General features: G+C 71.4%; 12 protein-coding genes. 5 read left to right on the top strand and 7 right to left on the bottom strand.

The features are described from left to right. Positions 1 to 1,062: LCP family protein (locus IZR01_RS04295; RefSeq protein ID WP_228558903.1), on the top strand; the 1,062-nt coding region annotated here is incomplete at its 5' end. Between the two features lie 12 nt (positions 1,063 to 1,074). Here the strand turns inward: IZR01_RS04295 and IZR01_RS04290 are convergent. The 5 genes from IZR01_RS04290 to IZR01_RS04270 form a co-directional block, all read right to left on the bottom strand. Beyond that, positions 1,075 to 2,409 (bottom strand): MFS transporter, encoded by a 1,335-nt coding sequence (locus IZR01_RS04290; protein ID WP_194922954.1) that lies wholly within the window; start codon positions 2,407 to 2,409, stop codon positions 1,075 to 1,077. A gap of 201 nt (positions 2,410 to 2,610) precedes the next feature. Beyond that, positions 2,611 to 3,693, bottom strand: a complete 1,083-nt coding sequence (locus IZR01_RS04285) for an NAD(P)/FAD-dependent oxidoreductase (RefSeq protein ID WP_194892496.1) — start codon at positions 3,691 to 3,693, stop codon at positions 2,611 to 2,613. Further along, the gene (locus IZR01_RS04280; RefSeq protein WP_194892489.1) at positions 3,678 to 4,187 is read right to left on the bottom strand and encodes an isoprenylcysteine carboxyl methyltransferase family protein; all 510 of its coding nucleotides are present in this window, start codon (positions 4,185 to 4,187) and stop codon (positions 3,678 to 3,680) included. Before IZR01_RS04280 ends, IZR01_RS04285 begins: the two co-directional genes overlap by 16 nt. Further along, on the bottom strand, positions 4,187 to 5,248 hold the full coding sequence (locus IZR01_RS04275; RefSeq protein ID WP_194892488.1) for a type III polyketide synthase: 1,062 nt from the start codon (positions 5,246 to 5,248) through the stop codon (positions 4,187 to 4,189). The genes IZR01_RS04280 and IZR01_RS04275 overlap by 1 nt, the downstream gene beginning before the upstream one ends. A 96-nt stretch (positions 5,249 to 5,344) precedes the next feature. Then, positions 5,345 to 6,157 carry a UbiA family prenyltransferase gene (locus tag IZR01_RS04270; RefSeq protein ID WP_194892487.1) on the bottom strand — a complete coding sequence of 271 codons (813 nt, stop codon included), beginning with the start codon at positions 6,155 to 6,157 and terminating at the stop codon, positions 5,345 to 5,347. Between the two features lie 32 nt (positions 6,158 to 6,189). Here IZR01_RS04270 and IZR01_RS04265 point away from each other — a divergent pair, with 32 nt between their 5' ends. The 4 genes from IZR01_RS04265 to IZR01_RS04250 all read left to right on the top strand — a co-directional run bounded on the left by IZR01_RS04265 (position 6,190) and on the right by IZR01_RS04250 (position 10,281). Next, positions 6,190 to 7,248: a class I SAM-dependent methyltransferase gene (locus IZR01_RS04265; RefSeq protein ID WP_194892486.1), complete on the top strand. Its 1,059-nt coding sequence runs from the start codon at positions 6,190 to 6,192 to the stop codon at positions 7,246 to 7,248. A gap of 75 nt (positions 7,249 to 7,323) precedes the next feature. Beyond that, a complete protein-coding gene (locus IZR01_RS04260) occupies positions 7,324 to 8,115 on the top strand; it encodes a DeoR/GlpR family DNA-binding transcription regulator (protein WP_194892485.1) in 792 nt (263 codons plus the stop codon). A gap of 158 nt (positions 8,116 to 8,273) precedes the next feature. Next, positions 8,274 to 9,326 (top strand): LacI family DNA-binding transcriptional regulator, encoded by a 1,053-nt coding sequence (locus IZR01_RS04255; protein WP_194892484.1) that lies wholly within the window; start codon positions 8,274 to 8,276, stop codon positions 9,324 to 9,326. A 28-nt stretch (positions 9,327 to 9,354) separates the two neighbouring features. After that, positions 9,355 to 10,281 (top strand): carbohydrate kinase family protein, encoded by a 927-nt coding sequence (locus IZR01_RS04250; RefSeq protein ID WP_194892483.1) that lies wholly within the window; start codon positions 9,355 to 9,357, stop codon positions 10,279 to 10,281. Here the strand turns inward: IZR01_RS04250 and IZR01_RS04245 are convergent. Then, the gene (locus IZR01_RS04245; protein WP_194892482.1) at positions 10,278 to 10,802 is read right to left on the bottom strand and encodes a hypothetical protein; all 525 of its coding nucleotides are present in this window, start codon (positions 10,800 to 10,802) and stop codon (positions 10,278 to 10,280) included. The genes IZR01_RS04250 and IZR01_RS04245 overlap by 4 nt on opposite strands. Positions 10,803 to 10,808: 6 nt before the next feature. After that, the gene (locus IZR01_RS04240) at positions 10,809 to 15,293 is read right to left on the bottom strand and encodes an RHS repeat-associated core domain-containing protein (protein WP_323746904.1); all 4,485 of its coding nucleotides are present in this window, start codon (positions 15,291 to 15,293) and stop codon (positions 10,809 to 10,811) included. Positions 15,294 to 15,310 lie beyond the last annotated feature (17 nt).

Below are 15,310 nucleotides of genomic sequence, written 5' to 3'. Positions count from 1 at the left end.
CTGCCCGGTGGTGGGGGTGACGGGGGTCCGCGGCCGCCGAAGGTGCGGCGGTTCAGCTGGCCCAAGCGGGTGCTGGCGGGGTGCGTGGTACTGGTGTTGTTGGTCGCGGGATACGGGACGTGGCTCTACTTCCATGCGTCGGGGGACATCCAGCATGAGAACGTGATCTCCGACTACCCGGGGCGGCCTCCGGAGGGTAAGGGGACGAACTGGCTGTTGGTCGGCAGTGACAGCCGGGAGGGTTTGACACAGGACCAGCAGGACCAGCTGCACACCGGGACCGGGGCTGTGACCGGGGACACGTCGCGGACCGACTCGATGATGATCCTGCACTCCGGGTCGAACGGGACGTCGCTGATCAGCCTGCCGCGTGACTCCTACGTCACCATTCCGGCGTGGACGGACAGCAAGGGCAATCAGCACAAGGAGTCGAAGAACAAGCTCAACGCCGCCTATGCGTTCGGGGACGCGCCGCTGCTGATCAAGACCATCGAGGTCACGACCGGGGTGCACATCGACCACTTCGCCGAGGTCGGTTTCGGCGGCTTCGTGAAGGTCACCGACGCTGTCGGCGGGGTGCACATGTGCCTGACCCAGGGCCTGCACGACCAGCTCTCCGGCGCCGACCTGAACCCCGGCTGCCAGACCCTGAACGGGGCCCAGGCCCTGGCCTACGTCCGCGACCGCTACTCCGACCCGCTCGGCGACATCGGCCGCATGGAGCGGCAGCGCACGTTCCTGGCGGCGCTGGCGCACCAGGTGTCCTCCATGGGAGTGATCCTGAACCCGTTCAAGCTGGTCCCGGTCCTGGACAACTCGCTGGCCGCCTTCAAGGTCAGCGACGGCACCAGCCTGGGCGACCTCTACGACATGTTCCAGAACATGAAGGGGGTCAGCGGCGGCAGTGGGCACACCATCGTGGTGCCGATCGCCAATGAGAACTACAACGTGCCCGGTGTCGGGTCCAGCATCCTGTGGGACAAGACGAAGGCCGCCCAGCTGTGGAGCGCGGTGATCAACGACACCCCGATGCCGGCCTTCTCGGCGACCGGCGGGGTGTGAGCCGGGACGACCTCAGTCCACGACCTCGCCCGCGGGAACTCCCGGAACCCCGTCGCCGACCTTGTCGGCGGCGGGGTTCTGCGTCGGCACGGTGACCGGAGTCGACGTTGAAGTCGGAGTCGACGTTGAAGCCGGCGCCGCCGCCTCCACATCCAACCCCCGCACCCGCCGGAAAGAAGTCGCCAGCAGCCCGGCGTAAATCGCCGCGCACACCAGATAAGGCAGCCGCCCGCTCGACTCGGCCAGCGCGCCGCCGATGATGGTCCCGACCGTCCCGGCCGCGTACATCACCGTCTGGTACCCGCCGGTCATCCGCCCCAGCTGCTCCCGGGGCACCAGACGCATCCGCGCGGTGGTCAGCGTGATGCCGACGATCAACGCCGCGGCCCCGTCCAGGGCCAGCCCGAGCGAGATCTGCGGCCCGCTGTGCGCGGTGCCCAGCAGCACCTCGCCGACGATGCCGAAGGCCAGGCTGACCAGCACCGCCGAGGACGTCCGCAGCTTGGCCAGCCGCCCGATGGACAGCATGACGGCCACCGCCGCGATGTTCCCGGCCGCCAGCGTCCAGCCGAAGCCGGCCTTGCCCAGCCCCACGGTGTGCGTGCCGAGCACCACGATCGCCGCGACCGATCCGGCCTGGGCCAGCGTCATCGTGCCGACCATCCCGGCCATCAGCCGCATCTGCGCGGAGCCGAACGAGATCCGCACCCCCTCCTTCACCTCGGCGACGAAGTGCCGGTCGGTGCGTTCGGGCCGGGGGCGGGCGTTCGGCAGCCGCAGAGTGGTCAGCACCACGGCGGCGGCGACGAACGAGCAGGCGTCGATGAGCAGCGGCAGCTGGCGGCCGGTGGAGTAGAGCAGACCGCCGACGCCCGGGCCGATCACGAACGCGATGATCGCGTTGGTGCCCCGCAGCCAGGTGTTGGCCGCGCCGAAGTGCTTGGGCTCCACCACGTCTGCGAGCAGGGCGCTGTTGGAGCAGGTGAACAGCGTCCCGAGCGCGTCGGCCAGGAACGCGATCACGATCAGCCCGGCCAGCCCGACGTGGTTCCCGGCGACCAGCAGCGCGGCGACGGCGAACAGCACGGCCTGCGCGGCGTTGGTGGCGATCACCGTGACCCGGGCGTTCCAGCGGTCGGCCAGCGCCCCGGCCGGCAGCGAGAGCAGCATCGGGGCCAGTCGCTGGGTGACGACCACGGCCGCGATCCCCAGCGGCGAGCCGGTGAGCCCGGCGGCCAGCAGTGGGAACCCGACGACGATGACGCCGTCGCCGAGCCAGGACACCGCTCCCGCGGCGAAGAACCACCAGAAGAGTCTTGGGAGCGGTTCCTTCTCAGCGTCGGCCATGCTCCCCATCCCCCGTTGCCGGTGTCGTGCGACCGGCGACCGTCGACTTCGCGTCAGTACCCTGGCTTCGGTGACACTCGGTGACCGGGCGTGCCACGGTACGTCAATCTACTCTCAACGCAGGTTCTTGTGAACACCGCGGTGATCGACTATAGCCACCCGTCCGGGTGAATCTCCTTGACAACCGCCTTGATCCGCAGGTCAGCCCGCGATGAGCCGCACCGCGCCGCCGAAGACCGCCGGCAGCGCCCCGGCGGCCGGCACGATGCGCGGTCCGAGCACCGGGTTGCGGCGGGCGGCCAGCAGGGCGGCGGTCAGCAGGTTCGAGCGCCGGGAGACCCGGTGCCAGCGCCGCTCGTACTCGCCCGGGCGGCCGGCGCCCAGGCACGCCGCGAGCGCCCGGGCCTGGGCCAGCCCGACGCTGATGCCCTCGCCGGTCAGCGCGTCGACGTAGCCCGAGGCGTCCCCGACCAGCAGCACCCGGCCGCCCGGTGCCACCCGGCGGCGCACGGCCTGCCGCAACGGCCCGGCCCCGCGTACCGGCCCGGCCTCCGCGTCCGCGAGCCGTTCGCGCAGCGCCGGGAACGCCGCCAGCCGCTCCTCGAACGTGGCGCCGGCCGGACCGAGGATCGCCACGCCGACCAGGCCGTCGTCGACCGGGGTGACGTAGGCCTCTGAGGCGCGGGACCAGTGCACCTCGACGAAATCGGTCCACGGCGCGGTCTGGAAGTGCCGTCGCAAGCCGTAGCGCGCCTGCCGGGGCGAGGGCGAGGGTGAGGGCGAGGCAGAGGCCGGGACCAACGCCGGGGCCGACGTTGACGCCGAGGTCGGATCCAGGTCGCAGGCGCGGCGAATGGGGGAGTGCAGCCCGTCGGCGGCCACGAGGAAGCGCGCGCTGAGACCGTCGGCTTGGACGCAGGCGGCGGACTGGCTGAACTCCGTGATGCGCTTCGGAACCAGTTCGACGCCGAGGGCCTCGGCGCGCTCGGCCAGCGCGGTGTGCAGCACGGTCCGCCGGACACCGCGCCCCGGGCCGCTGCGGAACTCGGCATCGACGCTGTGGGTCGGATCGCAATAGCGGATACCGCGCAGCCGCCGGCCGACCGGATCCACGCCGAGCGCGCGCAGGGCGGCCACGGCAGGCGGCATCAGGCCCTCGCCGCACGCCTTGTCGATCGGTCCGGTGCGGGGCTCGGCGACGACCGCGGACAGGCCCGCCTCGGCCACGTAGCAGGCCGTCGCCAGACCGATCGGGCCGCCGCCGACGATCAGGACGTCGAACACAGTGCCCTGATCTCGCACCGCAGCCGCACCCTCAGCAGCGCGGCGTTCAAGACCGTGAACACCACCGCCGTCACCCACGCCGAACCGGCCAGCGGCAACGCGAAGCCCTCGACCACGACGGCCACGTAGTTCGGATGGGCGAACCACCGATACGGTCCGGTCGCCACCAACGGCAGCCCGGGAACCACGATCACCCGGGTGTTCCACCGCTGACCCAGAGTCTTGATGCACCACCACCGCAGCCCCTGCGCGCCGATCGCCAGTACCAGCATCGCCGATTCCAGGGCCGGGACGAACGACCGGTGCGCGACCACCGGCTCGATCAGGCAGCCGGCCAGCAGCCCGGTGTGCAGCAGCACCATCGGCGGGTAGTGTCCGCGGCCGGTCTCCACGCCGCCGCGCGCCAGGCTCCACGCCGCGTTCCGCTTGGCCACGACCAGTTCCGCGAGCCGTTCGAAGCAGGTGGCGATCACCAGTGCGTAATAGACGATCATCAGTCGCGGTCCAGCAACAGCAGCTCGATGCTCACCCCGGGCCCCAGCCCCACGACCACCATGGGACCGGGCCGCGCGGCCGGATCGGCCAGTTCCTTGCCCAGCACTTGCACGATCGACGCCGACGACAGGTTCCCGGCCTCGGCCAGCGCGGCGCGCGCGGTGGCGACCCGGTCCTCAGGCAGTTCGAGTGAGTCGCGGACCGCGTCGATCACCTTCGGGCCGCCGGGGTGCACGATCCAGGCGACCACGTCAGGGACCTGTAACCCGTGGTCGGCCAGGAACCGTTTGACCGCGCCGCCGAGTTCGCGTTCCACGACCCCGGAGAGCTCGGTGGTCAGGACGATGCGGAAGCCGTTCGGGCCGAGGCGCCAGCCCAGGACGTCGTGGGAGTTCGGGCACAGCTCGCTGCGGGTTGCCACGACGCGGACGCCGCCGCCCGGGGCGGGTCTGGTACCGGCCCCGCGCACCACCACCGCTCCGGCCCCGTCCCCGAACAGCGCGCTCACCACCAGATCCGGCACCGTCGCGTCGACCAGCGGCACGCTCAGCGAACACAGCTCGACCGCCATCAGCACCGCCGTGTGCTCCGGCCACGCGAGCAGGTAGTCATGGATCCGGGACAGCCCGGCTGCCCCGCCCACACACCCCAACCCGAACATCGGCACCCGCTTCACGTCCGGCCGCATCCCGAGCCGCGGCATCAGCCGGGCGTCCAGGGACGGCACCGCCAGGCCGGTGACCGAGGTCGTGACGAACAGATCGACGTCCTCCGCTGCCACCCCCGCCTGTCGCAGAGCGCTGTCGACGGCCTCGCCGCCGAGTTCGGTGGCGTGCTCGGTGTAGGCGTCGTTGGTCTGGTCTATCCCCTCAAGCTTCCGGTAGCCGGTCAGCGGCAGCACGGTGTGCCTGGTCTGGACGCCGGAGTTGGCGTACAGCCGGTCCAGCAACGCGCGCCGGGTCGGCGAGAGGGCGCACAGGTCGGCGGTGGCCGAGGCCAGGTCGGCCTGTAAGTGCCGGTGGGCGGGGAGAGCCGAAGTGACTGCCGCGATGCGGGACACTTGTACTCCCTGTCCGGTCGCAAGGAACTGCCGACGCGGGCGCGTCAGATACCCGGTACCCGGCGCGGTGCCGAATAATGCGCACTTCAGCGCACTTCAGGACAGCGGTACACCCCCCAGCACGAACATCACCACGTCGATCCCGGCGATCGCGAGGGCGGCCAGGAACGGCGCGCGCCCCTCGCCGCTCAACCCGAGCCAGGCCAGCAGCGCCGCGAGCGCGAACCCCAGCCACAGCCAGGGCGATCCGGACAAGGCCAGAAATCCCGAGGCGCCCAACAGGAGCAGGACGGCGATGATGCGGACGGCCCCGGCGCCGAACCGGTCGGCCAGCACGTTCGGCAGCCCCCGGACCCCGGCCACCCGGTCACCGTCCAGGTCCGGCAGCGCGTTCGCCAGGTGCCCGCCGACGCCCAGCAGCGCCGCCGCGATGAGCACCGCGGGCCGGGCGGCCGGGACGCCGGGCGCGGTGCTGGTCGCGAACTCCGGGATCAGGCCGAAGCCGACCGCGTACGCGACCCCGGACACCGGTGTGATCTTCAGCCCCGCGTTGTAGAACCAGCCGGCCGCCATCTGGGCGACGTCGACGGTCCCGCACGCCGTGTTCACCGAGAACGCCAGCACCACCGATGCCGCCACCGCGACGACCGCCGCGGCCAGCACCGCCCGCTGCGAGATCACCCCGGCCACGATCGGCTTGTCGGTGCGGCCGGCCATCGCGTCCCGGGGCGCGTCGAAGTAGTCGTTCGACCATCCGATGGACAACTCGCCGAGCAGCACCGCCGCGATCGCCGCCACCGGCCCGATCCCGTGCGGCGCGGCGCGCGCGATCAACGCCGCGAACATCGCCGTCACCGCCAGCGAGGGCAGAGGATGACAGGTACGGAACAGTGCTTTGAGGATCGGCATCAAGTTCTCCTCGTAAGGGGTATGCAAGGACCATGCGACTAGCGCTGCGCGGAGGCAACCTTTTGGAGCGCTTGGCCCTGCGCGCCAACCTAGTCCCGGGCCCGGCCGCGGAGGCGTGGGGTGGGATGGCGACCTCCGGCGTGTTGGTGGCGGCGGTCCGCACCGGCGTGGTGGCCCGGCTGGCCAGCTCGCCGGCCCGCACCGAGGACATCGCGCGGGATCTGTGCCTGGCGCTGACCCCGACCCGGCTGCTGGTCGACTGTCTGATCGCGACCGGCCACGCCCGCCGGGCCCGTGACGGCTCGGTGCGGCTGGCCCGCCGCGACCGCCGCTGGCTGGATCCGGAGTCGGAGATGGGCGTCGCGCGCTTCGTGAACGCCTGCGGCGACTACTTCGACTGGTGGCGCGATCTGGACCGGTTGATAGAGACCGGCGCTTCGGTGGAGCAGCACGACCGGGGGCCGGATGACCCCTATTGGCGCCGCTACATCCTCGGTCAGCTCGACCTGGCCCGCCTGACCGCCCCGGAGGTGGCACGGCGCTTGGTGCTGCCCGACGGCGCGGGCAGCGTCCTGGACGTCGGCGGCGGCCACGGCTGGTACTCGGCCATGCTGTGCCGGCGCCATCCGGGGCTGACCGCGACCGTGCTGGACCTGCCGGGCAGCGCGCGGATCGGCCGCGAGGTGGTCGACGCGGCCGGTCTGGCGCACCGGGTGACGTTCGTCGAAGGCGACGCCCGCTCCGCCGACTTCCCGGACGGCCAGGACGCCGTGCTCTGCTTCAACCTGCTGCACCATCTCACCGAGACCGAGATCCCGGCCCTGTTCACCCGGGCCGCCGCGGCCCTGAAACCGGGCGGCACGCTGGCCGTGCTGGACGCCTTCGCCGAACCGCCGCGCCCCGGCCGGGCCCGCGGCAACGCGGCCGCCACGCACCTGGCCCTGTTCGTCCGCCTCACCTCCGGCTCGACCGTTCACACCCCTTCCGACCTGGCGACCTGGTTGCGAGCCGCCGGCTTCGCCGCGCCGCGCCGGGTCCGCTCGGCCCGGATCCCCGGCCTGGCGCTCTACCAGGCCTGGAAGAGTTGGTGAGCGTGTTACCGTGCGTTCAGCCGGCAACGGGCCGGCCGGGCGGCCTGGGCGCGTGAAGGGGACAGGGACTATCCGATGCTGGCAGCGCAGCGGCAGGCGCGGATCCTCGAAGAGGTGCAGCGGACCGGGGGTGCGCGGGTCAACGACCTGACGCGCCTGCTGGGCGTCTCGGACATGACCGTGCGGCGGGACCTGGACGTCCTGGACTCCCGAGGCCTGCTCACGAAGGTCCACGGCGGCGCCACGGTGCGCCGCGCCGGCTCCACCGACGAGCCGGCGTTCACGGTCAAGGCCGAGATGGAACAACCCGCCAAGGACGCGATCGCGCGTAAGGCGGCGGCCCTGGTCCGCCCCGGCACCGCGATCGGCATCAGCGGCGGCAGCACGACCTACACGCTGGCCCGGCACCTGGTCGGGGTGCCGGACCTGACGGTGGTCACGAACTCGCTGCGGGTCGCCGACGTGTTGCACGCCCACGAGAGCGCCAACCCCGGCAACAACCAGACGGTGATCCTCACCGGCGGCATGCGGACGCCCTCGGAGGCGCTGGTCGGCCCGATAGCGGTACAGGCCATCCGCACCCTGCACCTGGACCAGGTGTTCCTCGGCGTGTACGGCATGGACGCCGCCGCCGGCTACACCAGCCCGAACCTGATGGAGTCCGAGACCAACCGCGCGCTGGTGACGGCGGCGCGGAACCTGGTCGTGGTCGCCGACCACACCAAGTGGGGCGTGGTCGGGCTGTCGGCGTTCGCCGGGCTCGGAGACGCGGCGGTGCTGGTGAGCGATGACGGGCTGCCGGTCGAGGCGCGTGAGGTGCTGGCCGAAGAGGTCGCGGAGTTGGTGCTCGCCGAGCGGGACGGCTGAGTTTCAGGGTTCTGAGCTTCGGGGCTCTGAGTTTCAGGGCTCTGAGCTTCGGGGCTCTGAGGTGTTCGGCAAGGCGGGGGCCGGGGTCGCTCTCCGGCGGCACTGCGTTGTCGCATCGTTATCTGTAAGTTGCAGAAAACTTGCTGCAAGAACTTTCAATGGTCGCCATGACCGAGAACACCGCGCTGCCCGCCACCGCCCGACTGGCGGACATCGCCGCGCACGCCAAGGTGAGCGAGGCGACCGTGAGCCGGGTGCTGAACGGCAAGCCGGGGGTGGCCGCGGCGACCCGGCAGGCGGTGCTGGCGGCGCTGGACGTCATGGGGTACGAACGGCCGACGCGGTTGCGGCAGCGGAACGCCGCGCTGATCGGGCTGATCATCCCGGAGCTGGACAACCCCATCTTCCCGGCGATGGCGCAGGCGGTGGAGCGGGCGCTGACACATCACGGTTACACGCCGGTGCTGGCGACGGTCTCGCCCGGCGGCGCCACCGAGGACGATCTGGTGGAGCTGCTGCTCGAACACGGGGTCGCGGGCATCGTGTTCGCCTCCGGGCTGCACGCCGACACCACCGCCTCGCGCGACCGGTACCACCGGCTCTCGGACCGGGGCGTGCCGTTCGTGCTGATCAACGGCTACGCCGAGGGCATCGCAGCCCCCTTCATCTCCCCGGACGACGCGCTGGCCGCCCGGCTGTCGGTCACCCACCTCGCCGATCTCGGGCACGAGCGGATCGGGCTCGCGGTCGGGCCCAAGCGGTATGTGCCGGTGATCCGCAAGATAGCCGGCTTCACGGCGGCGCTGCGCGACACGCTCGGCGAGCAGAGCCCGGCGGACTTCGTCGAACACTCGCTGTACGGCTTCGAAGGCGGGCGCGCGGCGGCGGCCAAGCTGCTGGACCGGGGATGCACGGGGATCGTGTGCGCCTCGGACATGATGGCGCTCGGCGCCATCGCCGAGGTGCGGGCCCGCGGCCTGGCGGTGCCCGGAGACATCTCGGTGGTCGGGTACGACGACTCGCCGCTGATCCCGTACACCGACCCGCCGCTGACCACGGTGCGCCAGCCGGTCGCCGCCATGGGCGCCGCCGCGGTGCGGGCGCTGCTGGAAGAGGTCGGGGGCGGGCACGCGCCGCGTACGGAGTTCGTGTTCGCGCCGGAGTTGGTGGTGCGCGGGTCCACCGGGTCCGGACCGCGGGTGCGTCGGTAGGTTTCCTCTTCGAAGGCGGGACTGGGCTGTGATATCGCAGGATGCTGAGTTCGACCTGCTGGTGGTCGGCGGCGCGGGGATCGACACCATCGTCCGGGTACCGGAACTGCCGGTGCCGTACGCGGATTCGGTGCTGGTGGAACCGATCGAGTCCTACGTCGCGCACACCGGCACGGCCGTCGCCCTCGGCGCGCGCTCGCTGGGACTGCGGGTGAAGTTCGTCGACTTCCTCGGCGAGGACACCTTCGGCCGGCAGGTACGGCGCCGATTCGAAAGCGAGCGGCTGGACTTCTCGTGGCTGCCGTCCGCGGCCGGAACGGTCCGCGCGGTGAACCTGGTGTCAGCCGACGGACGCCGGATGTCGTTCTACGACCCGCGCGGCGTGCCGGACCAGCGGATGCCGGAGGCGTTCTACGAGGGCTGGCTCGCCCGGTCGCGGCACGTGCACGTCTGCATAGTCGACCACGCCCGCCACGTGCTGCCGGTCGCGCTCCGGCACGGGGTCTCGATCTCGACGGACCTGCACGACTGGGACGGCGTCGCCGAGCACCACAAGGACTTCGCCTACGCCGCCGACCACGTCTCGATGAGCGCCGCGAACCTCGGCGCGCGCCGCGACGCGGTCCTCGCCGACGTACTGGCGCACGGCCGCGCCCGGACGGTCGTGGCCACCGACGGGCCCCGCGGAGCCTACCTGGCCGTGCGGGGCGTCGAAGGCGTCCGGCACTTCCCGGCGCTCGCCCCGCCGGCGCCCGTCGTGGACAGCAACGGCGCCGGCGACGCGTTCGTGGCCGGGTTCGTGTCCGGGATGCTGCGCGACGCGGCGCCGGAGGAGTGCATGCGCCGGGGGCTGGCCGCCGGCGCTTTCGCTTGCACGGTGCGTGGGACAGCGGAGCGGTTCGGGTCCGAGGCGGATGTGACCTCTGATATCCAGCAGGTGCCGACGACCGGCTAATCGAGGATATATCGAAGAGAGTCTGTCAGACCGGCGATATTCACGCCGCCATCTGCCAGTTTCTTGGCGCCGGCACTGTAAAGGTGGGCGTCCTTTCGGCTCTGCGCCCCGGTCATGACATTCTCGACCGAAGCGCCCTTACGCAGGGTCTTGCGAAGGTCGTTCCGCAGCCGCTTCCACACGGCGAGCGACTCCGCGTCGTCGGTCATGGCGGCCAGCGCCGACTCCCGGAGGACCTGGCCCGACTGTTCGCCGAGGGTGATCGTCAGCACGTCCGGGTTGCCGCGCAGGTATGCCAGCGACGACGAAACCCGCAGGTCGACGGGACGCGTGCTCAACGAGATCCGGCTCAGGGGGAAGTCCGCGTCATCGCGAATACCGGCCCGGTCCGCCAGGCGCACCTGGTAGACCGGGCTGAAGCTCTCCTCGACGACGGTGAGCCCGGACTGTTCGGCCCAGCGGCGGACCGCGGCCAGGATCTCGTCGCGGTCGGCGTGGAACTGGAGCGAGAGTTTTGTCATGGCGCGCTAATTGTAGGACACGAAGTGCATGGGGAGCCCGATGCCTTCCAGGTCTTGAAGCGCTTCGGCTTCTCGTTTGATCGGCGCCCCCGAAGCCGCCTGCTTCCCGACATTGATCCCGTACTGGCTGCCGTCCGGGCGTTGGACCAGGATGTCCGGCCGCCGCGAGCCCTTGAACCCGCCGGGCGTGTCGAAGGCCCGTTCCGGTAGCGCGCCGCCGCCGGCGATGACGTCGCCGTCCTGGACCTGGCCGGCCACCTCTTCGATCTTCAGGTTGTGCGGGCCGGTGCCCGACGGCTTGGGACCGCGCTTCATCTGGACCGGGTCGCCCTGGTCGCAGCCGCACTTCGAGGAGTGGGCGGGGTCGCCGCAGCCGCCGCCGTCGGTGGCCTCGTACAGGCCCAACGGGTCGCTGCCGGTGATCGGGTTCGGGACGTAGGCGTGGTCGTTGGGCGAAGGGGCCAGACCGAGGGGGTCGGGGGTGAGGTAGGCCGCGGTCTCCGGGTTGTAGTAGCGGTGGAGGTTGTAGTGCAGCCCGGTCTCCAGGTCGTGGTACTGCCCCGGGAAGCGCAGCGGGCAGTCGACGCCCGCCTCGGCGGACGTGCCGACGGTCTGTCCCCAGATGTCGGTGGTGGTGTGCCAGGCGATGCGGCCGTCGGCCGTGACCAGTTCGGTCGGCGCGCCGACCAGGTCGGTGACGATGGCGTGGAAGGCTTCGTCGACGGCGTTCTGGTCGGGATCGGGCCGGTCGTGGGGCGTCGTGCGGCGGCGCTGCGCCGCGGGACGGAAGGTGCCCGGGTCGTAGTCCCACGTGGTGGTGATGACGGTGCCGTCGGCCGCGGACGAGGTCTGCTCGGCCAGCCGCGGACCGTCCCAGGTGAAGCGGATCCGGTCGGTGGCCGTGCCGTCGCCGGTGACGTGCTGCTTGCCGGTGCGCCGGCCCATGGGGTCGTAGGAGTAGTGCCAGCCGCCGTGGTCCGGGGTGTCGGCCCGGACCAGGCGGTCTTGTGAGTCCCAGGTGTAGGTCCAGGTCTTGCGGCGGCCGTCCAGCGTGCGGCGGACCGTGCGAATGAGGCGGCCGGCGTCGTCGTAGTCGTAGCGGGTGCGACCCTTGCGGCGGATCAGGGTCCTGGTGGTGACCTGCTCGGGCCCCGTCGTTTCCGAGGCGTCGTCGGGGGCGTCGGGGGCGTCGGGCAGGAGGTTTCCGAAGGTGTCGTAGGCGTAGGTCGCGTGCCAGTCCCGCCCCGACACCGCGGTGGGGCGTCCTGCTGCGTCGGACGTGATCCGGCGGTTGCCGTGCAGGCTGTCCTCGATCGACTCCGGGACCCCGTCGGCCCGCCACGTCCACGAACGGTTCAGCAGCGTGGTCTGGCCCGCGACGGACTGGTCGGCACCGGTGTCGCCGACCGTCAGCTGTTGGGTGAGCAGGCGGCCGTCGGCGTCGTACTGGAAGGTCAGCCTTGTGTCAGTGCCCGACAACCGCTGCGTCTGGCGACCCGCGGGGTCGAAGGACAGGCGCAGGCTGCCGCTTCCGGCATCCAGTGCGACCGGCCGGCCCGCGGCGTCGAAGGACCAGGACGATCGCGCCCCCGAGGCGGTGGTGCGGCTGACGAGCCGGCCGAGCGCGTCGTAGCCGTAGCCGGTGGTGTGGCCGTCGACGGTCTCAGCCAGCACCCGGCCCAGAGCGTCGCGCTCGTACTCCAGGCTGGACGTGGGACTGGTGGCCGAGGCGAGCCGGCCGGCGGTGTCGTAGGTGTACGCGGACGCGCCCTCGGTCGCCCGGCGGCCGACCACCCGGCCTACCGGGTCGCGGTCCAGGAAGATCTGCTCGCCGGTGCCGGTGGTCCGGGTGCTCAGCCGTCCCGCCGCGTCGTAGGCGTAGGCCAGCCGGCGGCCGTTGAAGTCGGTCTCGCCGGTCAGCTGGTCGGCCGCGTCGTAGCGGTAGTCCCAGCTGGCTCCGTCGGGATGGGCTACGGACAGCAGGTTCAGTTCACTGTCATAGGTGAAGGCGTGGCGGACGCCGTCCGGACCGGTCCGCGCGGTCACGATGCCCATGGGGCCGGGCTCGACGACGGTGGTCGCCCCGACGGGGTTGACGGTCTTCACCAGCTGACCGCCGGCGTCGTGCTCCCACCGGGTGAGCGCGCCGTCCGGGCCGGTCCGCGACACCGGCTGCCCGTCGGCGTTCCACTCCATCGCCGTGGTCGCCCCGACCGGATCGGTGAGGCGGGAGATCCGGCCGGCCCCGTCCCGTACCGCGCGGGTCAGCCCGCCGACCGGGTCGAGGATCTCGACCAGCAGGCCCGCGGCGTCGGTGGCATAGCGGGTGCGGGCGCCCAGCGGGTCGGTGACGGCGCTCAGCGCCCCGGTGCTTGCGTACTCGAAAGCGGTGGTGGCCCCGGCCGGGTCCGTCACGCGTATCAGATTGCCGCGATCGTCGTGGTCACGACTCCACCGGGCCCCGTCCGGGTAGGTGACGGCGACCGCCTGGTGGAACTCGTTGTACTCCAGCTCGGTGGTGGCGCCGTCGGCTTCGATGATCCGGCGTACATCGCCGGACTCGTCGCGGTCGTACGTGGTGACGTTGCCGAGGGCGTCGGTCTGCGATCTCATCCTGCCGTAGGGGTCGGTGTCGGTACCGGTGGTGCGGCCCAGCGGGTCGGTCTCGGCGGTGATGTGGCCGTGGCGGTCGTATTCGAAGGTGGTGACGTGCCCGAGCGAGTTGGTGTGCACCGTGGTGCGGTTCGCCGGGTCGTACTGGAACGAACCGGCGAGGAAGGCGCCCTCGCCGCGGATGACACGTCCCCGGTCGTCGTAGACGTAGCCGTAGCGGTAGCCGGCGCGGTCGCGCCAGGCCGTGATGCGGTCCGTGTCGTCCCACTCGTAGCCGAACGGCAGGCCGGAGGAGTTGACGACGCCGGTCAGCCGGCCGCGTTCGTCGTAGGAGAAGCGCCGCAACACGGTGTCCGTGCTGTTCGCCGTCACCAGATGCAGGGCACTGATACATGGCCCGGCGCCGGTGGGCACGGCGTCGACCGCGATGCGGTAGCCGGGGTGTTCGACGCCGGTGGGGGTGCCGTGCTCGTCCCGCAGGATGCTGACGCGGTTGCCGTTGCGGTCGCTGATCGCGGTCAGGTCGCGGATCTGGCCGGTCTCGTTCTCGAAGTGGACCACCCCGAAGTGGCGGGTGTGGCCGGTCCATGGGTCCAGGACGCGGATCTCGTCGGTCTCGCGGTCCCACACCAGGGGCCATCGGCTGCCCAGGACCGGGAGCGAGTGCTCGCCCTGGGCCGGGACCGGGTAGTCCAGGCGCTGGGCGTCGTCGCCGGCCAGGTGGATGCCGGAGGCGTTGACGGACAGCCGCTGGTCCAGCGTGGAGGACCAGCCGGGACCGAACAGCCGGCCGCTCCGGTAGCCGGAGGCGTAGGCGCGGCGCAGCACCAGCGGCAGGACGCCGGGCAGTTCCACGTCGGTGGCGTCGGTCAGCATCCAGCCCGACACCACGTCGACGGGGTCGTCCGCCACATTGGCGGGTCCGTCGCCGTCGGCGGTGCGGACCAGCGCGGCCTCCCCGCCCTCGGCTTCCTCGGCCTCCGAGCCGAGTGCCTCGCCGCCGAACGCCGCCAGGCCCAGCATGCCGACGCCGAGCAGCGCGTCGCCCCAGTGGCCCTGCATGGCGGCGCCGATGGTGGACATCGCGGTGCCGACCAGCATCACCAGGTTGTCGGCCTCGGCCAGGGCGGCCGTGACGACGTCGACACCGGGGATCCAGGAGGTCGCCAAGGCGATCACCATCAGGATCGGAGCCAGCTCACCGGCGATCTGGGCGATCTCCCCGCCCCAGGAGGACAGGTCCTCGGCGACGTGGTCCCACCAGGACTTGTTGTGGATACCGTCGCCTTGGGCCTTGCCCAGGGCCGACGCGCAGGTTTTGGCGGCGTTGACGCGGTCGTTGTACGCGTCGTCGGCCTGCTTGGTCAACGCGGCCATCGCCGTCTTGGCGTTGGTCAAGTTGGTCTGCGCGGTGTTGTGCGCATTCTGCGCGTCGGTGACGGCCTGCGGGTTCGGGCTGGCAGCATGATTTTGCTGCGCCGTCTTCAGATCGTTCGCCGCGCTGTTGGCGCTGGTGGTCGCACGTTGCAGATCAGCGTTGGCATCCTGCGCCTGACGCAGTGCGGAGTCGGCCTTGTCCTGCGCCGCCTGAAGCGCCGGCCAGTACGCCGACAACGCGTCAGAGGCCTCAGAGTAGGACGTGTACAGCTTCTGCAACCGCCCCGGCAGCGGGCCGTACTGAGCCTTGAACGCATCAGCAGTCTGACCCACCCACTGCATCGCCGCGCTATCAGAGCCGAACGAGTTCAGGCTGCGATACGCCGACTCCACGTCATGCGCGAAGTCTCCTAACTGCTTCGTCAACGCCTGTACCGACTCCACCACGCCAGGCGTCGGGTCGCTGTCCAGCCCCAGAATGTCCCAACCAGTCGGACGCACCAATGGTTCCACCCCCA

Source organism: Catenulispora pinisilvae (assembly GCF_015356865.1).
Taxonomy (GTDB): domain Bacteria; phylum Actinomycetota; class Actinomycetes; order Streptomycetales; family Catenulisporaceae; genus Catenulispora; species Catenulispora pinisilvae.
The sequence above is the reverse complement of the archived record's forward strand: the minus strand, read 5'-3'. Positions and strand labels throughout refer to the sequence as shown.